Origin of the sequence: Bradyrhizobium manausense (assembly GCF_018131105.1) — a bacterium.
In the GTDB taxonomy this organism is placed as follows: Bacteria; Pseudomonadota; Alphaproteobacteria; order Rhizobiales; family Xanthobacteraceae; genus Bradyrhizobium; species Bradyrhizobium manausense_B.
The window spans coordinates 1,906,704-1,924,718 of the sequence record NZ_JAFCJI010000001.1 but is presented as its reverse complement, the minus strand read 5'-3'; the positions used below and the strand labels follow the sequence as shown (position 1 = coordinate 1,924,718).

The 18,015-nt window shown below is 64.8% G+C and carries 17 protein-coding genes; 4 read left to right on the top strand and 13 right to left on the bottom strand.

The annotated features are described in order from the left end of the window. Positions 1-53: 53 nt before the first annotated feature. Complete coding sequence (locus JQ631_RS08985) at positions 54-875, bottom strand: tetratricopeptide repeat protein (RefSeq protein ID WP_212325573.1); 822 nt, start codon at positions 873-875, stop codon at positions 54-56. After that, positions 862-2,586 carry a dihydroxy-acid dehydratase gene (gene ilvD / locus JQ631_RS08980; RefSeq protein WP_212325571.1) on the bottom strand — a complete coding sequence of 575 codons (1,725 nt, stop codon included), beginning with the start codon at positions 2,584-2,586 and terminating at the stop codon, positions 862-864. Before ilvD ends, JQ631_RS08985 begins: the two co-directional genes overlap by 14 nt. A gap of 422 nt (positions 2,587-3,008) precedes the next feature. Between ilvD and JQ631_RS08975 the strand changes: the two genes are divergently transcribed. The 3 genes from JQ631_RS08975 (at position 3,009) to JQ631_RS08965 (ending at position 5,539) form a co-directional block, all read left to right on the top strand. Next, positions 3,009-3,287, top strand: a complete 279-nt coding sequence (locus tag JQ631_RS08975; protein WP_063706516.1) for a metal/formaldehyde-sensitive transcriptional repressor — start codon at positions 3,009-3,011, stop codon at positions 3,285-3,287. Positions 3,288-3,292: 5 nt separating this feature from the next. Beyond that, on the top strand, positions 3,293-4,360 hold the full coding sequence (locus tag JQ631_RS08970; RefSeq protein ID WP_212325569.1) for a nickel/cobalt efflux transporter: 1,068 nt from the start codon (positions 3,293-3,295) through the stop codon (positions 4,358-4,360). A 120-nt stretch (positions 4,361-4,480) separates the two neighbouring features. Next, complete coding sequence (locus JQ631_RS08965; protein ID WP_212325567.1) at positions 4,481-5,539, top strand: Cj0069 family protein; 1,059 nt, start codon at positions 4,481-4,483, stop codon at positions 5,537-5,539. Here JQ631_RS08965 and JQ631_RS08960 read toward each other — a convergent pair. From JQ631_RS08960 to JQ631_RS08930, 7 genes are all read right to left on the bottom strand, one after another. Continuing rightward, on the bottom strand, positions 5,536-6,315 hold the full coding sequence (locus JQ631_RS08960; RefSeq protein WP_212325564.1) for a CbtA family protein: 780 nt from the start codon (positions 6,313-6,315) through the stop codon (positions 5,536-5,538). The two genes, JQ631_RS08965 and JQ631_RS08960, sit on opposite strands and share 4 nt — an antisense overlap. A 10-nt stretch (positions 6,316-6,325) precedes the next feature. Beyond that, positions 6,326-6,532: a CbtB domain-containing protein gene (locus JQ631_RS08955; RefSeq protein ID WP_212325562.1), complete on the bottom strand. Its 207-nt coding sequence runs from the start codon at positions 6,530-6,532 to the stop codon at positions 6,326-6,328. Between the two features lie 3 nt (positions 6,533-6,535). Continuing rightward, a complete protein-coding gene (locus JQ631_RS08950) occupies positions 6,536-6,838 on the bottom strand; it encodes a hypothetical protein (RefSeq protein WP_212325560.1) in 303 nt (100 codons plus the stop codon). Between the two features lie 67 nt (positions 6,839-6,905). Then, positions 6,906-7,127 carry a hypothetical protein gene (locus JQ631_RS08945; RefSeq protein ID WP_212325559.1) on the bottom strand — a complete coding sequence of 74 codons (222 nt, stop codon included), beginning with the start codon at positions 7,125-7,127 and terminating at the stop codon, positions 6,906-6,908. A gap of 513 nt (positions 7,128-7,640) precedes the next feature. Continuing rightward, positions 7,641-7,838, bottom strand: coding sequence for a hypothetical protein (locus JQ631_RS08940; RefSeq protein WP_249160540.1), 198 nt, complete (start codon positions 7,836-7,838; stop codon positions 7,641-7,643). Between the two features lie 227 nt (positions 7,839-8,065). Next, on the bottom strand, positions 8,066-8,242 hold the full coding sequence (locus tag JQ631_RS08935; protein ID WP_212325557.1) for a hypothetical protein: 177 nt from the start codon (positions 8,240-8,242) through the stop codon (positions 8,066-8,068). A 105-nt stretch (positions 8,243-8,347) separates the two neighbouring features. Beyond that, complete coding sequence (locus tag JQ631_RS08930) at positions 8,348-10,084, bottom strand: adenylate/guanylate cyclase domain-containing protein (RefSeq protein WP_212325556.1); 1,737 nt, start codon at positions 10,082-10,084, stop codon at positions 8,348-8,350. 322 nt (positions 10,085-10,406) lie between these two features. Between JQ631_RS08930 and JQ631_RS08925 the strand changes: the two genes are divergently transcribed. Then, positions 10,407-12,590: a lytic transglycosylase domain-containing protein gene (locus JQ631_RS08925; RefSeq protein ID WP_212325555.1), complete on the top strand. Its 2,184-nt coding sequence runs from the start codon at positions 10,407-10,409 to the stop codon at positions 12,588-12,590. Positions 12,591-12,602: 12 nt separating this feature from the next. On the opposite strand, the gene JQ631_RS08920 is transcribed toward JQ631_RS08925, so the two are convergent. The 4 genes from JQ631_RS08920 to JQ631_RS08905 form a co-directional block, all read right to left on the bottom strand. Then, positions 12,603-13,574 carry a tripartite tricarboxylate transporter substrate binding protein BugD gene (locus JQ631_RS08920; protein WP_212325554.1) on the bottom strand — a complete coding sequence of 324 codons (972 nt, stop codon included), beginning with the start codon at positions 13,572-13,574 and terminating at the stop codon, positions 12,603-12,605. 126 nt (positions 13,575-13,700) lie between these two features. Then, complete coding sequence (locus JQ631_RS08915; protein WP_212325553.1) at positions 13,701-14,942, bottom strand: threonine synthase; 1,242 nt, start codon at positions 14,940-14,942, stop codon at positions 13,701-13,703. A 146-nt stretch (positions 14,943-15,088) separates the two neighbouring features. Then, positions 15,089-16,510: a dihydrolipoyl dehydrogenase gene (lpdA, locus tag JQ631_RS08910; protein ID WP_212325551.1), complete on the bottom strand. Its 1,422-nt coding sequence runs from the start codon at positions 16,508-16,510 to the stop codon at positions 15,089-15,091. A 129-nt stretch (positions 16,511-16,639) separates the two neighbouring features. After that, entirely contained in the window at positions 16,640-17,995 is a 1,356-nt protein-coding gene (locus JQ631_RS08905; protein ID WP_212325549.1) for a pyruvate dehydrogenase complex dihydrolipoamide acetyltransferase, read from the bottom strand. Between the last annotated feature and the right edge of the window lie 20 nt (positions 17,996-18,015).

Here is an 18,015-nt window from a genome sequence, read left to right as displayed (position 1 = left end):
AAAGATGGTGGGCACGGCGCAAGGGCGCCTTTGCCCACCCTACGGGACCTCGCTTACTCGCGGCGGCCCTGCACCCACTGTTCCAGCATCTGCAGGCACATGGCGCGGTCGTCGTCCGACGCCTTGGCCAAGGCGCGGTTGTAGTTTTCCTTGATCCAGGTCTCGTCCGTGCCGGCGCTGTCGCGTGCAAGCGTCAGCCACATCAGGCCACGCGCGGCCTGCCGCGGCAGGCGGTCACCGTTGAACAGCATCTGACCGAGCAGCGCCTGGGCCTGGTGCTGGCCCTTCTGGGCGGCCAGGCCGAGCCAGCGCGCGCCGTAGCGGAAGTCCTCGCGCGAGGCATCCGGGGTCTTCAGATAGAGCCGGGCGAGATCGTACTGCGCGTCCGCATTGCCGAAATAGGAGGCGGCATAGGAGAACATCTCCCGTGCCCGATCAGGATCCGCCTTGACCTTCGAGTTCGGGATGCCGTTCAGATAGTAGCGGCCGAGCGCGACGAAGGCGTTGGCCACGACCTGCGCCTGCGGCGCCGACGGGCTGTCCTCGGCATGCGCATTCGCGATCCGGGTGAAATAGTCGAAGGCGCGCACATCGTCCTGGGCGACGCCGTCGCCACTGGCGTACATGCGGCCGAGCTTCCACTGCGCAATGGGGTGACCGCCCTCGGCGGCATATTGCAAGGCGCTGAGCGAGGCTTCCTGGGTCGCGACCGGGGCGGACTTGCGCACCGCACCTGCAGAACCGGGCAAGGTGGTCACGACGGGGATGGCCGCATCCTTCGGATTGACCGGCGCACCGTCGAAGGCGAGCGCCGGCGCGGCCAGCGCGGTAGCCCCCAACACAAACGCAACTATCGCACGCCTAGATGTCCGCATAGCACTGTTTCTCGTGCGCGCCGCCCGGATGGGTCACTGCCCCCCCGACCGCTGGTCCAACCTGCTGAGCATATTTCCAGAGCGCGCCCGTCGTATGGTTAGTCGTGCGAGCGCTCCATTTGGTCTTGCGCTGGGCAAGCTCCTGGTCGCTCAATTTTACGTTAAGGGTACCGACGTCCGCGTCGATCTCGATGATGTCGCCGTCCTCAAGCAGCCCGATCGGGCCGCCGACCGCGGCCTCGGGCCCGACATGGCCGATGCAGAAGCCGCGGGTGGCGCCGGAGAAACGGCCATCGGTGATCAGCGCGATCTTGCCGCCCATGCCCTGGCCGGTCAGCGCCGCGGTGGTCTGAAGCATCTCCCGCATGCCGGGGCCGCCCCTGGGGCCCTCGTAGCGGATCACGATGACTTCGCCTTCCTTGTAGGTGCGGTTCTGGACAGCCTCGAACGCGTCCTCCTCCCGGTCGAAGCACCTGGCCGGACCGGTAAACTTGAGGTTGGACATTCCCGCGACTTTCACGATCGCACCTTCTGGCGCCAAATTGCCCTTCAGACCGACCACACCGCCCGTAACGGTGATGGGCTTGTCTGCCGGGTGCACCACGTCCTGGTGCGCATTCCATTTCACGCTTTTGAGGTTTTCGGCGATCGTTCGACCAGTGACCGTAATGCAGTCGCCGTGGAGAAATCCGTTGTCGAGCAGCGTCTTCATCAGAAGCGGTATGCCACCTACTTCAAACATGTCTTTGGCGACATAACGGCCACCCGGCTTCAAATCCGCGACATAAGGTGTCTTTTTGAAGATTTCGGCGACGTCGAATAAGTCAAACTTGATGCCGCACTCGTGCGCGATCGCCGGCAGGTGCAGCGCAGCATTAGTCGAGCCGCCTGACGCCGCGACGACGGCAGCGGCATTCTCGAGCGCCTTGCGGGTGACAATGTCGCGCGGCCGGAGGTTGGACGCGATCAGGTCCATCACCTTCTCGCCCGCGGTCATGCAGAACGCATCGCGGATTTCATACGGTGCCGGGGCACCGGCCGAGTAAGGCAGCGCCAGCCCAATGGCCTCCGAGACGGTCGCCATGGTGTTGGCGGTAAACTGCGCGCCGCAGGCGCCGGCCGAGGGGCACGCCACGCGCTCGATCTCGTCGAGGTCCTCGTCGGACATGGCGCCGACCGAGTGCTTGCCGACCGCCTCGAACATGTCCTGCACGGTGACCTGCTGGCCGCGGAAATTGCCGGGCAGGATCGAGCCGCCATAGATGAAGATCGAGGGCACGTTCAGGCGGACCATCGCCATCATCATGCCCGGCAGCGACTTGTCGCAGCCGGCGAGCCCGACCAGCGCGTCATAGGCGTGGCCGCGCACGGTCAGTTCGACGGAGTCGGCGATGCATTCGCGCGACGGCAGCGAGGAGCGCATGCCGTCATGGCCCATGGCGATGCCATCGGTGACGGTGATGGTGCAGAATTCGCGGGGGGTGCCGCCGGCGGATGCGACGCCCTTCTTCACCGCCTGCGCCTGGCGCATCAGCGAGATGTTGCAGGGAGCAGCCTCGTTCCAGCACGAGGCGACGCCGACGAAGGGCTGGTGGATCTGCTCGGTGGTCAGACCCATGGCGTAGAAGTAGGACCGGTGAGGCGCGCGCGCAGGGCCTTCCGTCACGTGACGGCTTGGCAGCCTCTGCTTGATATTGGTCTTGGCGTCCATCGCGACCAGTTTCCTTGGCTAACCCTTGTCAGTTCAGGAACATCAGACCCAAGATTTGAATCGACCTTGGTATTTCCCGCCTGCAAGGGACCAGCCGAACCCCCGAACATTAGAGTTATTTTATTCCTGTTCGGGTGTGGCCAAAAAGCGGCGCCGATGCGAACGACCGGTGACGAGGGTTAAATCCACCGTGAGTGTTGCTCTTGCAGCACAATCGTTACCGGGAAGACACGGACTTGCTTACTGCGATACCCTCGCGAAAATGACTGTCCACAATCTGCGATTTTAGGACACGAAGAGCGCGACCGGCTTAGCGCGATGAGTGAGCGCATGCGCGGCTGAGTCGCTCTTTGCGCTGCAAGTCCCGGGGAGAGATTGGAGCACGCATTGACTCATATAGGGTACCCCCCTATCTTATTTCCATGTCGCACACGATCAAGCACAAGTCGAAGCTCATCGGCCGCGTCCGGCGTATCAAGGGCCAGCTCGAGGCCGTCGAACGCGCGCTGGAGTCGGAGATCGGCTGTGCCGATGTGCTGATGCTGGTCGCTTCGGTGAAGGGCGCGATCAGCGGTCTCACCACCGAGCTGCTGGAAGACCACATCCGCCATCACGTCGTGGATCCCGCGCACGAGAAGGACCCGGAGAAGGCCAAGGGCGCCGCCGACCTGATCGACGTCGTCCGAACCTATCTGAAGTGAATGCCATGACCGACCTGTCTCACCTGCTCCAACAGAGCAGCGCACACGCATGGCTGTTCGTGCCCAGCGCCATCCTGCTCGGCGCGCTGCACGGTCTCGAGCCCGGCCATTCCAAGACGATGATGGCCGCCTTCATCGTGGCCGTGCGGGGCACCGTGTTTCAGGCCGTGCTGCTCGGCCTGTCGGCAACGATCTCGCACACCGCGGTCGTATGGGTGGTTGCGCTTCTCGGTCTCTATTTCGGCCAGGACCTCTCCGGCGAGCGCAGCGAAGCGTATCTGCAACTGGCCTCCGCCGTGATCATCGTCGGCGTCGCCGCCTGGATGGTCTGGCGCACCTGGCGCGATCAGAACCACGCGCACGAGCATGAGCATCATCATCACGACGAGCCGCAAACCATCGCGTTGGCCGGGTCGTCGTTCTCGTTGGACTTGTTCGAAGACGGCGTGCCGCCGCGCTGGCGTATCCGGAGCGAGACCGGCGCGCCTCCCTCTGCCGGCGACATCAGGGTGACCACGATCCGCGAGGACGGCTCGGAGCAGACGTTCGCGTTCGCCGCTCGCGACGGATATTTCGAAAGCCTCGAGGAGATTCCCGAACCGCATGCGTTCAAGGCCCGCGTGACGCTCGCCGGCGATACCGCCGAAATGCTGTTCGAGGAGCACGATCACCACCACATGGATCTCGGCGACGAGGACGACGCACATGCGCGCGCCCATGCGGCCGACATCCGCAAGCGCTTCGCCGGGCGCACGGCGACCACGCCCCAGATCATCCTGTTCGGTCTGACCGGCGGCCTGATACCGTGCCCGGCCGCCATTACAGTCCTGCTGCTCTGCATCCAGTTGAAGCAGTTCAGCCTCGGTTTCGTTCTGGTCCTCTGCTTCGGCATCGGCCTGGCGATCACCATGGTCTCGGCCGGCGTCGCCGCCGCCCTCAGCCTCCGCCACGTCGAGCGCCACTGGAGCGGCTTCAGCCGCTTCGCGCACCGTGCGCCCTATCTGTCCGCTGCCTTGATCGTGCTCGTCGGCCTCTACACCGGCTGGTCGGGCTGGCACGAATTGATGGCGTGAGCGCAGCGCGTCTTGCGGTCTCCGGACGATCCCGCATAGAATGCCCTGGTGGGGACGAAGCAGACTCCCCGTGAGACTTCGGTCCAAGTCTGCGCAGCACGCAATTCGTGGAGCTTGCGCATGGACACCAAATCCTCTCACCGATATTCCGTAGCCATTGTTTCGCGCGGCGACGCAGACGCGCGCCGCGACACCACCCCACAGAACAGCCGCTTCGTTCGCGTCTTCGAAGCGCTCGCGGCCGCCGGCATCGAAGCACAACCGGCGATCTACGATGAAAGCTTTGCTGGCGCGGTCAGCGAGCAGTTGCTTGGCGTCGACGGCGTGCTGGTCTGGGTCGATCCGATCCATCAGGGCAAGACGCGCGCCGAGCTCGATGCCCTGCTGCGCGACGTCGCCGCGCGCGGCCCGTGGGTGAGCGCGCACCCTGAAGTTATCCTGAAGATGGGCGTCAAGGAGGTGCTGTACCGGACGCGCCAGCTCGGCTGGGGCGCGGACACCCATCGCTACGACACCGCCGCGGCGTTTCGGACCGAATTTCCAGGACGCCTGCGGGATGGCGGTCCGCGGGTGCTCAAGCAGAACCGCGGCAATGGCGGCCAGGGCGTCTGGAAGGTCGACGCGCTGCCGAACGCAGTCCCTGCGGTTCGCGTGCTGCATGCGCTGCGCGGCAGCGTCCCCGAGGACATGGCGCTCGACGTCTTTCTCGCGCGATGCGAGCCGTATTTCGGCTGGGGCGGCTGCATCATCGATCAGCCGTTTCAGTCCCGCCTGCCCGACGGCATGATCCGCTGCTACATGAGCGGCGCCAAGGTCGCGGGCTTCGGGCACCAGATGATCAAGGCCTTGATCCCGCCGCCGCCCGAAGGCCCGGACTCCCCCGAGGCCCAACCGGGCCCGCGCATCATGCACGGCCCCGATGCGCCGCAATTCCAGGCGCTGCGACGGCTGATGGAGGGCGAATGGACGCCACAGATGATGGAGCTGCTCGCCATCGATGCAGCGTCGCTGCCGGTGATCTGGGACGCCGACTTCCTGTTCGGGCCGCGCGATGCCGATGGCGCCGACACCTACGTCCTCTGCGAGATCAACGCCAGTTCGTGCTTCGCGATCCCGGATGAGGCGCCAGCGGCGATCGCACGGTCGGTTCGCGGGCGGTTTGTAGGGGCGAGCCGCTAGGCGGTCGCGTCGCGATCCAATCGCGCGAACACCGCGCTGGTCAGACCGCCGAGCAGGGTCCAGAACACGAGGCTCGTCACCGTCACGGCCGTGACGAACTGATGCGTCAGCGACGACGGCACGTTGGTCTCGATGTTGGCAAGCTCCGGCGCGCCGATCAGGTGCGGCAGGGTCAGCAGGATCACGCCCGCGATTGCCGCCGGCACCGAGCGGCGGAAGGCGATCAAGCCGAGCCCGCCGGCCGTCGCCAGCACGGCGGCGAGCCACCAGATCTGGCGCGACAGCAATGGCGCGGCGGGCACGCCGGGCAGTTCGGGCGGCAGGCCGAGACCGGGTGCCAGGGTAAAGACTGCAAAGCCCGCCAGGCCCCACAGCAGGCCTTCGTGCCACGAGATACTCGCGCCGGTCGTACCACTGCGCACGGCGAAGAAGCCGGCCAGCAGCAGCGCGAAGCCGATCGCGGTCAGGATGTTGGCGGCGGCGGTATAGGCGTTGCGTTCAAAACCATCGCGCGGCTCCCAGGCCCCGGCGCCATGGTCGTGGTCGCCGGCGCCATGCGCATGGTCGCCGTGATCGTGAGCCGCGTGATCGTGCCCGGCCGCGGCCGGCTGCGCCGCGACTGGTGCATCATGCTGGTGCGTCTCCGCCGCCTTCTCGAAGACTTCCGCCTTCAGGATCAGGGGGACGGTTCCGAACTGCTGGACGACGGTGACGATGAGACCGACGATGAAACCTGAAATGACCGACGCGAAGACGATCGCGCGAAACGTGCTCATGCCATCCCGGTCAGTGGCAGGGGAACGCGTTCGAGTGGCGCACGTCGTGGGCGGCGTTGTGGACGACGTCGATATGGGAGAAGCCAACCATGCCGATGACGAACACGCCGAGCACCATGGCCATCACGGCCTGCGACAGCCGTCCCACCTGCCCGGCGGCAACCGGAAGCGTGACCTGGGCCGAGGTCTGGGCGTTGGCGAGCTGGGACTGGCTCATGGTCTATTCTCCATTGGCGATTTGCGCGTCTTCTAGCAGGTTCCGGGCGATGTCGCGACTGGTAAGATGCAGACTTGTCCCGGGCAAAATGCCCTTGCGGGCAATCTTGGCGCCTGCGGCGGCCCGAAAGGCGGCCTCGAACCGCTCGAAATAGCCAAGGCAAGCTTCCGGCGTGGGCTCGGTGCCGAGCAAGGTCCGGAACGCGCCCCGGTGCACGGCACAGATCGCACCATGGCCGGCGACGGCAAACACCAGCGACGTAATGTCGTCGCGCCAATGGGGCTCGTTGCTCAAGCTGTCGCGCATCCCGTGAGCACCATGCTCCTGGCGGCGACCCTACCACAGCTGTCAGCGAAATTCCGTCAGCGCGCGGTCAGGCCGGCTCCCGCTCCGCGCGCGTCCTGATCATGGCCCGCTCGCCGGCATCGACGAGCTGGCCAATGCCGGTCCGGCCGGTCAGCGCACAGCGAATGATGTTCTCGGCGACCGATCTGCGAAAATCATGGTCTTCACCGGCGGGGCGATGGCGGCAGACCCGGTCCAGCGCCAGCTTCATGTTGATCCGTGTGCGGGTGTCGAAATGCTCGCTGATCATGCGCTCAGCCTTGATGCGAAGGTGTCGAGGCTGAAACGTCCGAGCAACGGCCGGGTTCCAAAACCGCTACGCTCGCCCTCTTGACGTTGAGACGGGCAAGCTACGCTCGCCCTCTTGACGTTGAGACGGGCGAGCTACGCTCGCCCTCTTGGACGTTGGGCTTGGGCCCAGGCGGCAGCGACGTCGCCTGGCGGGACGTCGATGCGCTTGATCGGTGTGAGCTCACCGGAGGCGGAGATGATGGCAGTCTCTTCGCGGCGACAGCGCGGGCACACGAAGCGGACCTCGTGCGGCTGCGCCGACCAGCTTGAGCGCTTCACGTTGGCGGCCATCGGCCACGCCTCGCACTGCGAGCATGACACCAGAAACCGACCGGGATCGAGCATACCCATTCCATAGGACTCCGCGTCCTGCCGCCCTCCTCTAATGATTAACCCATGTGAATCGTTCCGGTGTCCCGGCACCGCGGAGGCCGTCGCCTCGTCCGAAGGCCCCTCTGATACGGAAACCGCCTCAGCGCGCGCCGTGGAGCGTGCAGGCTGTCGTGCAGGTAACGGTATTGCCGTGGTCGCACGACTTGCAGGCGGCAACGCACTGGTTCATGTCGCGGGGATTGTAGGAAGAATAGTTGCGCATCGGGCAAAGCGGGGTCGAGCCGGTGACGTCCTGCTCCTGGTTGCAGGCTGCCGTCAGAAGCGCAAACAAGATCATCGCCAACAGACGCATGGGATGCAAACCATCAAACGAGCAACGTTCGCAGGCAACATTGCATCGCAACCTTGCCCAGGCATTCCCATCGCAGAGAATCGCTCGGCGAATCCCCGCTCGCCCAGAGCATGCGGCTCAATCGTTAAGAACGGCTTGCGACCGCGCGACGTCTCGCATGCGCAGGGATGCCCGGCGTCGTGGCTTGCCAGTACGGGAACCTTCAGGCGATGTCAGGCTGCGGCCCTGGTCGCGATTGCCTGGCGCATGTCGACCGCCAGCTGGCGATACTGCTCCCCAAGCTTCAGGTAAAATTCGCGCTTGTTGCTGTCGGTGGCGAGCTTGGCAATCAGTTCGCATTCGGCGGTGAGCGTCTCGAACCGCTCCAGCCTGTCCTCAAGTTGTGTCATGGCGTATCCCCATCAAACGCCCTAGGGACAGCAAACCTAAGCCCGGAAATTAGGTCACGGCGAACATCGTTATAGGGTAGTATCAATTATTCACGGACCAGACAGCTATTTGCTGTCCATCCGCCAGGCGCCGTCCCAATCGGCCGCCGGCGGAGTGACGACGAACTGCGCGATGCGGGCCAGCATCGTGCGGCAAGGCCCGTCACCGGGAACGCTCTCCAGAGCTGCGTTGAACGCGACGCGTGCGTCGTCGAAGCGGCATGCGCGGTAGGCGGCAAGGCCTTCGGCATAATGCGCGCGCAGGCCGTCCTGCGGTGCGGCAAGCTCTCCTGCCCTGCCCATCACTTCGAACACCGGCTGCGGCACGCTCTGCCCGATCACCACCAGACGATCGACCTCGCGCAGTTCGAGGCGCGCTCCGATCGCCTCGGCGGTCGTTTGCGAGATCAGGATGCGGGTGCCGTAGATCTTGTTCGCGGCCTCAAGGCGCGAAGCGAGATTCACGGCGTCGCCCATCACCGTGAAGCTCATCATCAGCTCGGAGCCGATGCTGCCGGTCAGCACCTCGCCAGTGGCAATGCCGATGCGCAGATCGCACGGCACAGGCATGGCGCGAATGCCGAGGAGGTCAGGCAATTGCTTCTGGAGCGCGGGCACCTGCTCGGCCATGTCGATCGCAGACTGGCCTGCGAGCAACGCCTGCTCGTCCTCCTCGATGAAGGGCGGACCCCAATAGGACATGATGGCGTCGCCGATATACTTATCGATCACGCCGCGATTGTTACGGATCGGGCCGGACATCACGGTGAAATAGTGGTTCATCACCTTGACGAGGCCGCGCGGGGTCATGCCCTCGCTCATCGAGGTGAAGCCGCTCATGTCGCAGAACATGATCGTCATCACCCGGCGCTGGCCGTCGATGGCGACCTCGGGCCGGTCGATCAGGCCCTGCACCACCTTGGGATCGATATAGCGGCCGAAGGTCTCGCGGATGCGCTCGTTGTGGCGCAACTGCTCGATCATGCGGTTGAAGGCAGCCGCGAGCTCGCCGATCTCATCCTGGGTCGAGACAGTGATGCTCTTGTCGAAGCGGCCCGCCTCGACCTCGCGGGCGCCAGCGAGCAGCAACCGCACCGGGCGGGTGATGCCGCTACTGACCAGCAGCGCAAACGCAAATCCGAGCACCGCTGCGAGCAGTGTCACGACGCCGGAGATGATGATCGCCTGCCGCTGGCGACCGATCACCGTCGAGGTGCTCGCGAAGACCTGCTTGAGCATGTCGGCGCGGATCGCATCGATCCTCTGGTTGAACTGATCGCGCGTGACATCGATGTGCTCGAGCGTCGCGCGCGCGTCAGCCATCTGCTTGCCATCGACCTGCTTGAGCAGCTTGTCGTGATCCGCGTTCATGTCCCGGCGCAATTCGCTGACTGCGGTCTCGATGCGGGTGTCGATCCGCGCCAGTGCGGCGTTGTCCGATGGTGTCCTGGTGTCGTCGATGATCGCGTTGATGAGTTTTCGAGCGGCCGAGGTTTCCTCCTCGATCTTGCGGTCGGCGTCCTCGAATTCGTGGAGCCGCGCCGCATAGGCCTCCTCGTCTGAGGCGTCCTGCATCTTCATCATGACCATCCGCCGCAGCGCTACCGACCGCTCCAGCGAGCGGATATTGGCGCGCGCCAGGTCGCCATAGGCCGGGATGTACCGGTTGGTCAGCTCGTCCAGGAGAACGCCGACCTGGCTGGACATCACCATCGACAGGATCGAGGTGATCAGCATCAGGACGATCAATCCGAGGGCGATGCCGACGATCTTGCGCCGGATCGACTGGTTGAAAAGCGGCATGAGGGGCAAAAGGGCTGAAAAGAAGGGATCTATGGAACTCAATACACCGGATTTTCGCCGGGGAACACGCGCAATCGCCGATGGCAACGCCGGGAGCTGCTCGCAACCATCGCGCGAGCCCCGCTGTTAATAAAGGTTAAAATTCCCGCTGCTTCCGGCGTTTTTGAAGTTCCAGAGTTCCAATCCGTATTTTGCCGCATTGTTGCGACAGCGTGAAGAATGCGAAACGATGTCATGGCATCGTTTTGGTGTCGTCCTTGATTCTCAAGCCGCATGTCGTCGCGGACCTTGGTTTGTAGTGGTTTCGCAGGGGGACCATCGAATGAACCAGTGCCTACGCTCGCTCGCGTGTGTCGTTGCCATGGCCGCACTGGCGCTCCTTCCAACGGAGCTGGCGGCGAAGAGCAGTCACAAATCATCAGCGTCGAAGAAAACACACGAAGCGAAAGCCGGGAAGCAGCGGCACGCTTCCAGCGGCAAGCACGGCAAACATGCCGAGGCCAAGCGCAAGTCGAAGAAGCAGGACGACGAACCCGCGGACAAGCCGGCACCGCCGGCGCTGACCGGCGACCTCGCCGCGTTGAAGGATGCCATCGACCTCGCGCGCAAGGGCAAGACCGACGACGCGAGCGCGGCGCGCGACCGCATTGCCGATCCCGCCGGACAAAAGCTCGCTGACTGGTTCATGCTGCGCCATTCCGAGAGCACCGCGAATTTCAAGCGCTACGCCGCCTTCCTCGCCGCCAATCCGGACTGGCCGAGCGCTGCCCTGCTGCGCCGCCGCGCCGAGGCGCGGCTGTGGCAGGAGAAGAGCGACGCGACCACCGTGCACGCTTTCACGATGGACCGGCCGACCAGCGCCAAGGGTCATTTCGCGCTCGCCCGCGTGCTGCTGGCCGAAGGCGACAGCGACCGGGCCGCGCGTCTCGTGCGTCAGGCCTGGCGCTCGGAGGAGCTGTCCGAGCGCAGCGAGGAGGATTCCTACGAAGCGTTCCACGACCTGCTACGACCCGAGGATCATCGCGCCCGCATGGACAAGCGACTGGGCGCCAAGGACTATGCCGGCGCGAGGCGCGCGGCCAAGCGACTCGGAGAGGATGCGCTCGCCATCGTCAAGGCCTGCGCCGCGGTCAACGGCAAGGCCGACAAGGCCAAGGATTATCTCGACGACGTCGCGGACGATGCACGCCGCGACCTCGGCTATGTCCTGTGCCGGGCGCAATGGCACCTTCAGAAGGACCGCGTCGACGATGCAGCTGAAGTGATCCTCGCCGCCGCGCCCGACACCATGGCGGCCCAGGATACGGATGCCTGGTGGCGCGAGCGCCGGCTGCTCGCGCGAAAGCTGCTCGACCAGGGTAAGTTCAAGACCGCCTACGACGTGGTACGCGCGGCCGCAGTGCCGGCGATGGAGGTCTATCGGGTCGACTACCACTTCATGTGCGGCTGGATTGCGCTGCGCTATCTCGACGATCCCAAGGCCGCGATGGCCCATTTCGCTGCGATCGACGAAGGCTCCGCCAACCCGATTGCGCTGTCGCGCGCCCATTATTGGCGCGGGCGCGCGGCCGAAGCCATGGGGGCCACAGCCGACGCGCGCATGAGCTACAAGGCTGCCGCGCGCTATCCGACCGCCTACTACGGTCAGCTTGCCCGCGCACGGCTCGGCCTCGAGGGCATCGAGCTGCGCGCGCCCTCACCTGTACTCGCCTCCGCCGACGCTCCGCCCACGGACGAGCGCGTGCGCGCCGCCGACATGCTGTACGGCATCGGCGAGCGTGACGTGGTCTATTATTACGCCGAGGATTTCGCCAAGGAGAGCACCGATGTCGCGGCGCTCGAAGCGCTCGGCGAGCTCGCCAGGCAGCGTAACGACGCACGCGTCATGCTCGAGGTCGGCAAGTCGGCGCTGGCGCGCGGGCTCGCGCTTGATCATTACGCCTTCCCGACCATCGGCATCCCCGAGCACAAGCAGGTCGCGCCGGCAATCGAGACCAGCGTGATCTATTCGGTGGCGCGCACCGAGAGCTCGTTCAACCAGCGCGACAAATCATCCGCCAATGCCGTCGGCCTGATGCAGGTGACGCCGGAAGCCGGCCGTGACACCGCAAAGCGCTTCGGCGTGACCTACGACTGGGACAAGATGGTCTCCGATCCCGTCTACAACACCCAGATGGGCGCCGCCGAACTCAGCGCGCTGCTGTCGGAATATCGCGGCAACCAGATCATGACCTTCGCCGGCTACAATGCCGGCCGCGGCCGCGTGCGCGAATGGGTGCAGGCGCGCGGCGACCCCAGAGATCCCAAGATCGATCCGGTCGACTGGGTCGAGCGCATTCCGCTGTCGGAAACACGCAACTACGTCCAGCGCGTGATGGAGAACGTGCTGGTCTACCGCGCACGCTTCGAGGGCAGCGGCGCGGTGGCCGGCAAGACCGACCAGCGCGTGATGACGCAGGATGCGACTGCCAAGGCGACGCCGGTGGGGTTCGTGGGGCCGCAGTAGACGCGAGCGGCCTCAATCCACCTTGATGTTCGCCGCCTTGATGATCGGCCACCATTTTGCGATTTCAGCCTTCTGCCGCGCGCCGAGTGCTTCCGGCGTGAGCTGATCCTTGGGCGTCATCTCCAGGCCCTGGCTTTCCAGCTGCTTCTTCACGCCGGGATCGTTCAGCGCGTCCACGGCGGCGGCGTTGAGCTTGTCGACGATCGCCTTCGGTGTGCCCTTCGGCACCCACAGGCCCGACCACAGCGTCATGTTGAAGCCTTTCAGGCCCGCTTCATCCGCAGTCGGGATGTCGGGCGCCGAGGCCAGCCGCTTTTCGTCGGTGATGGCGTAGGCGCGGATGGTGCCGGCGCGGACCTGGTTGATGGAGTTGGAGGTCTGGTCGACGATGATGTCGATCTGGCCGGCGATGAGGTCGTTCAGCGCCGGCGCCGTGCCGCGATACGGCACGTATTGCAGCTTGATGCCGGAGACACTTTCGAAATAGACGCCGGCGATGTGGCTGCCGGAGCCGGCGCCCGCCGTGCCGGCCGTCGGCGGCGACGGCCGCGACTTCAGCCATTCCACCAGTTCCTTCAGCGAGGTCGCGGGCACCGCGTTCTTGCTGACCACGATCATCGGGTTGCTCGGCAGCAGCACCACCGGTTCGAGGTCGGTGACGAGATCGTAGTTGAGCTTGTAGACCGCGCCGTTGGCGACATGGGTCCCGAGATGGCCGAAGGAGATGGTGTAGCCGTCAGGCGGCGAATGCACCGCGCGCCCTACCCCGATCGAGCCACCGGCGCCGGTGACGTTCTCGATCACCACGGCCTGACCGAGCGTCACCCGCATCCGCTCGGCGAGCACGCGCGCCATCGCATCGGATGGACCGCCGGCTGCGAAGGGAACGATGATGGTGATGGGACGCGACGGAAAATCGTCGGCGCGCGCGGCGCCCGTGAGCGCAAGAAGTCCGATCAGCCCAGCCCAGACGGCCTTCTTCATAGCCTTCTCCCAGCGATGTATTTTTGTTTTTGGCCCTCTTCAGCCGTACGGGAAGAGAGATCGTTCGTGAAGAGACGAAATGACGCGCCGGAGCGCGATCATTGCGCTCCGGCGGTCTGGTCTTGCCTAGAACTGCGTGTAGTCGATCGGCTTGTGGCGATCGAGCGTACGGTCGACCTTCGGCAGCGGGTATTTCAGGCCGGTGGCGCAGTTGAACAGCATCACGCGGTCACCCTTCGAGACGCGTCCGTCGGCGAGGCTGTCCTTGTAGGCGGCATAGGTCGCGGCGCCCTCCGGGCACAGCAGCAACCCCTCCTCGCGCGCGACCTCGTTGAGCGCCGACGAAATCTTGCCGTCGTCGACCGCGATGGCAAAGCCCTTGCTTTCGCGCACGGCGCGCAGGATCAGGAAGTCGCCGATCGCCTGCGGCACACGAATACCCGAAGCGATGGTGTGGGCGTCCTCCCAGCGCGTGGCATGCTCGGTGCCGGCATCATAGGCCCGCACCATCGGCGCGCAGCCCGAGGCCTGCACGGCGACCATGCGCGGACGCTTGGAGCCGATGAAGCCGATCTTCTCGAGCTCGTCGAACGCCTTCCACATGCCGATCAACCCGGTGCCGCCACCGGTGGGATAGAAGATGACATCGGGCACGTCCCAGCCGAGCTGCTCGGCGAGCTCGAGACCCATCGTCTTCTTGCCTTCGATGCGGTACGGCTCCTTCAGCGTCGATGTGTCGAACCAGCCGACCTTCGCCTTGCCCTCGCCGACGATCTTGCCGCAATCATCGATATAGCCGTTGACGCGGTAGACGGTCGCGCCCTGCAGCTCGATCTCGCTGACATTCACTTCCGGCGTATCGGCCGGGCAGAAGATTGTCGTCTTGATGCCGCAAGACGTTGCGTAGGCCGCCAGCGCCGCACCGGCATTGCCGTTGGTCGGCATCGCCATGTGCTTGATGCCGAGCGCCTTGCCCATCGACACCGCCATGACCAGACCGCGTGCCTTGAACGAGCCGGTCGGCAGCCGTCCCTCGTCCTTGACGATGATCTCGCCGCCGCCGAGCTTCTTGCCGAGCTTGGGCAGCCGGATCAGCGGCGTCGTGACTTCGCCGAGCGAAACGATGTCCTTGCACTTGCGCACCGGCAGCAGCTCGCGATAGCGCCACATGTCACCGGGGCGCTGTGCCAGCGCGTCCTTCGTCAGCGCCTTTTTCACGCCCGCGAGGTCGTAGCGCACCAGCAGCGGCTTGCCGGCCTTTGAGAGGTTATGGACCTGATCGGCGGCGTAATGATCGCCTTCCATCGCGCATTCGAGATGGGTGACGAAGGTCGGGCGCTCGATGGTCAGGTTGTCGTTGTCATGCATGGGTTCATTCCCTTTTGTTGTTGTGGTTTTCTATTTTCAAACCGCAGTTCGTTCTCGTCATTGAGGAGCGAAGCGACGAAGCAATCCAGGCCATTTCCGCGGATGAATTCTGGATTGCTTCGCTGCGCTCGCAATGACGGCGGCTGTCAGATATTCAGCACCCGTCCATATGCATCCAGCACCGCTTCCTTCATCATCTCCGACAGGGTCGGATGCGGGAACACCGTGTGCATCAGCTCTTCTTCCGTCGTCTCCAGGTTCATCGCGACGACATAGCCCTGGATCAGTTCGGTCACTTCAGCGCCGACCATGTGGGCGCCGAGCAGCTGGCCGGTCTTCTTGTCGAAGATCACCTTCACAAGGCCCTGGTCCTCGCCGAGCGCAATCGCCTTGCCATTGCCGACGAACGGGAAGCGGCCGACGCGGATCTCCCGGCCGCTCTCCTTGGCCTTGGCTTCCGTGAGGCCGACCGAGGCGACCTGCGGTTGGCAATAGGTGCAGCCCGGGATCATCAGCTTGTCCATGGGATGCGGATGCAGGCCCTTGATCGCCTCGACACAGATCACGCCTTCATGCTCGGCCTTGTGGGCGAGCATCGGGGGACCGGCGACATCGCCGATGGCGTAGATGCCGGGCACGTTGGTCTTGCCGTAGCCGTCGATGACGATGCAGCCGCGGTCGGTTTTGACGCCGAGCTTTTCGAGGCCGAGACTCTCGATATTGCCGACGACGCCGACGGCGGAGATCACGCGCTCGAACTCGGTGGTGACGGGCTTGCCCTTGCCGTCATCGATGGTCGCGACGACGCTGTCGGCCTTCTTTTCGAGCTTGGTCACCTTGGTCGAGGACATGATCTTGATGCCCAGCTTCTCCAGCCGCTTGCGCGCTAGACCGGCGATCTCGGCATCCTCGACCGGCAGGATCTGCGGCAGCACCTCGACGACGGTGACGTCGGAGCCCATGGTGTGGAAGAACGAGGCGAACTCGATGCCGATCGCGCCGGAGCCGACCACCAGCAGCGACTTCGGCATCCGCTCCGGCACCATCGCTTCAAAATAGGTCCAGATCAGCTTCTTGTCGGGCTCGAGGCCCGGCAGCACGCGCGGCCGCGCGCCGGTGGCGACGATGATATGCTTGGCCTGGTAGGCGCCCTCGCCGAGCGAGCCCTTCGGACCCTCGACATCGGATTTCTTCACGGTGACCTTGCCGGGCGCATCGATCGAGGCTGCGCCCCAGATCACGCTCACCTTGTTCTTCTTCATCAGGAAACCGACGCCGTCGTTCAACCGCTTGGAGACGCCGCGCGAGCGTTGCACCACGGCCTTCGGATCGAACGACACCTTCTCCGCCGACAGGCCGTAATCCTTGGCGTGCTGCATGTAGTGGTAGATCTCGGCCGAGCGCAGCAGCGCTTTGGTCGGGATGCAGCCCCAGTTCAGACAGATGCCGCCGAGATAGGATTTCTCGACGATCGCGACCTTGAAGCCGAGTTGCGCGGCCCGGATCGCGGTGACGTAGCCGCCGGGGCCAGAGCCGATGATGATGACGTCGAAGGATGTGTCGGCCATTGCGGCTCCCATTCAACTGAACTTCGTAGGGTGGGCAAAGCGAAGCGTGCCCACCGCCTTCCAACACTATGAAAAGGTGGGCACAGCGCGTTGCGCCTTTGCCCACCCCACGTATTCACCGGTCGCGACTCACACCATCATCATGACGGGGTTTTCGATCAGCTGCTTGAACGCTCCGATCAGCTCGGCGCCGAGCGCGCCGTCGATGGCGCGATGATCGCACGACAGCGTCACGCTCATCATGTGCGCGATCTCGATCTTGCCGCCGCGCACGACCGGGCGCTCCTCGCTGGTGCCGACCGCAAGGATCGTCGCGTGCGGCGGGTTGATCACGGCGGTGAAGTGGCTGATGCCGTACATGCCGAGGTTGGAGACGGCCGTGGTGCCGCCCTGGTATTCCTCGGGCTTGAGCTTGCGCGAGCGGGCGCGCGCGGCAAAGTCCTTCATCTCGTTGGAGATGGTCGAGAGCGTCTTGGTCTCGGCCTTGCGGATGATCGGCGTGATCAGGCCGCCCGGCATCGCCACGGCAACGCCGACGTCGGAATGGTGATGCTTGACCATGCCGCTTTCGGTCCAGCTGACGTTGCAATTCGGAATCTTCTGCAGCGCCACCGCCATCGCCTTGATGACGAAGTCGTTGACCGAGATCTTGTAGAGCGGCTTCTTTTCCTTGTCCTTGGGCGCAGTCGCATTGATCTCCTCGCGCGCGGCCATCAGCTTGCCGATGTCGCAGTCGATCGTGAGGAAGAAATGCGGGACGTTCTGGATCGACGCGGTCAGGCGCTGCGCGATGGTGCGGCGCATGCCGTCATGCGGGACGATGTCGTAGGAGCCGGGCTCGAACAGCGACAGGATCTGCTTGTCCGACATGGTGGGCGCGATTCCGGGCGCACCGCCGGCCGGCGCCGCGGCGGGTGCCTTGAGGCCCTTGCCTGATTTGGCCTGCTCGACGTCGCGCGCGACGACACGGCCATGCGGGCCCGTGCCTGTGACCCTGCCGACATCGATGCCGGCTTCCTTGGCAAGACGGCGCGCCAGCGGCGATGAGAACACGCGGCCGGCTTGGCCGTTGCCCTGCGCGGCCGGAGCCGCGGCCTGCGGCGCAGGTGCAGTAGTCGGTGCCGGCGCAGCCTTCGGCGCGGCGGGTGCCGGTGCGGGAGCAGCGGCAGCGGGAGCCTCAGCGGCCTTGGGCGGCGCCGCCGAAGCGCTGGGTTTGGCGGCACCCGCGGCCTTGACGTCCTCGCCCTCGCCGGCGAGCACCGCGATCACGTCGTTGACCGGCACGTCCTGCGTGCCCTCAGGCACGAGGATCTTGGCGATCGTGCCCTCGTCGATGGCTTCGACTTCCATGGTGGCCTTGTCGGTCTCGATCTCGGCGATGACATCGCCGGATTTGACCTTGTCGCCTTCCTTCTTCAGCCACTTGGCGAGGTTGCCCTTCTCCATCGTCGGCGAAAGAGCGGGCATCAGGATGTTGATGGGCATGCTGACCTCACGAAGAACTT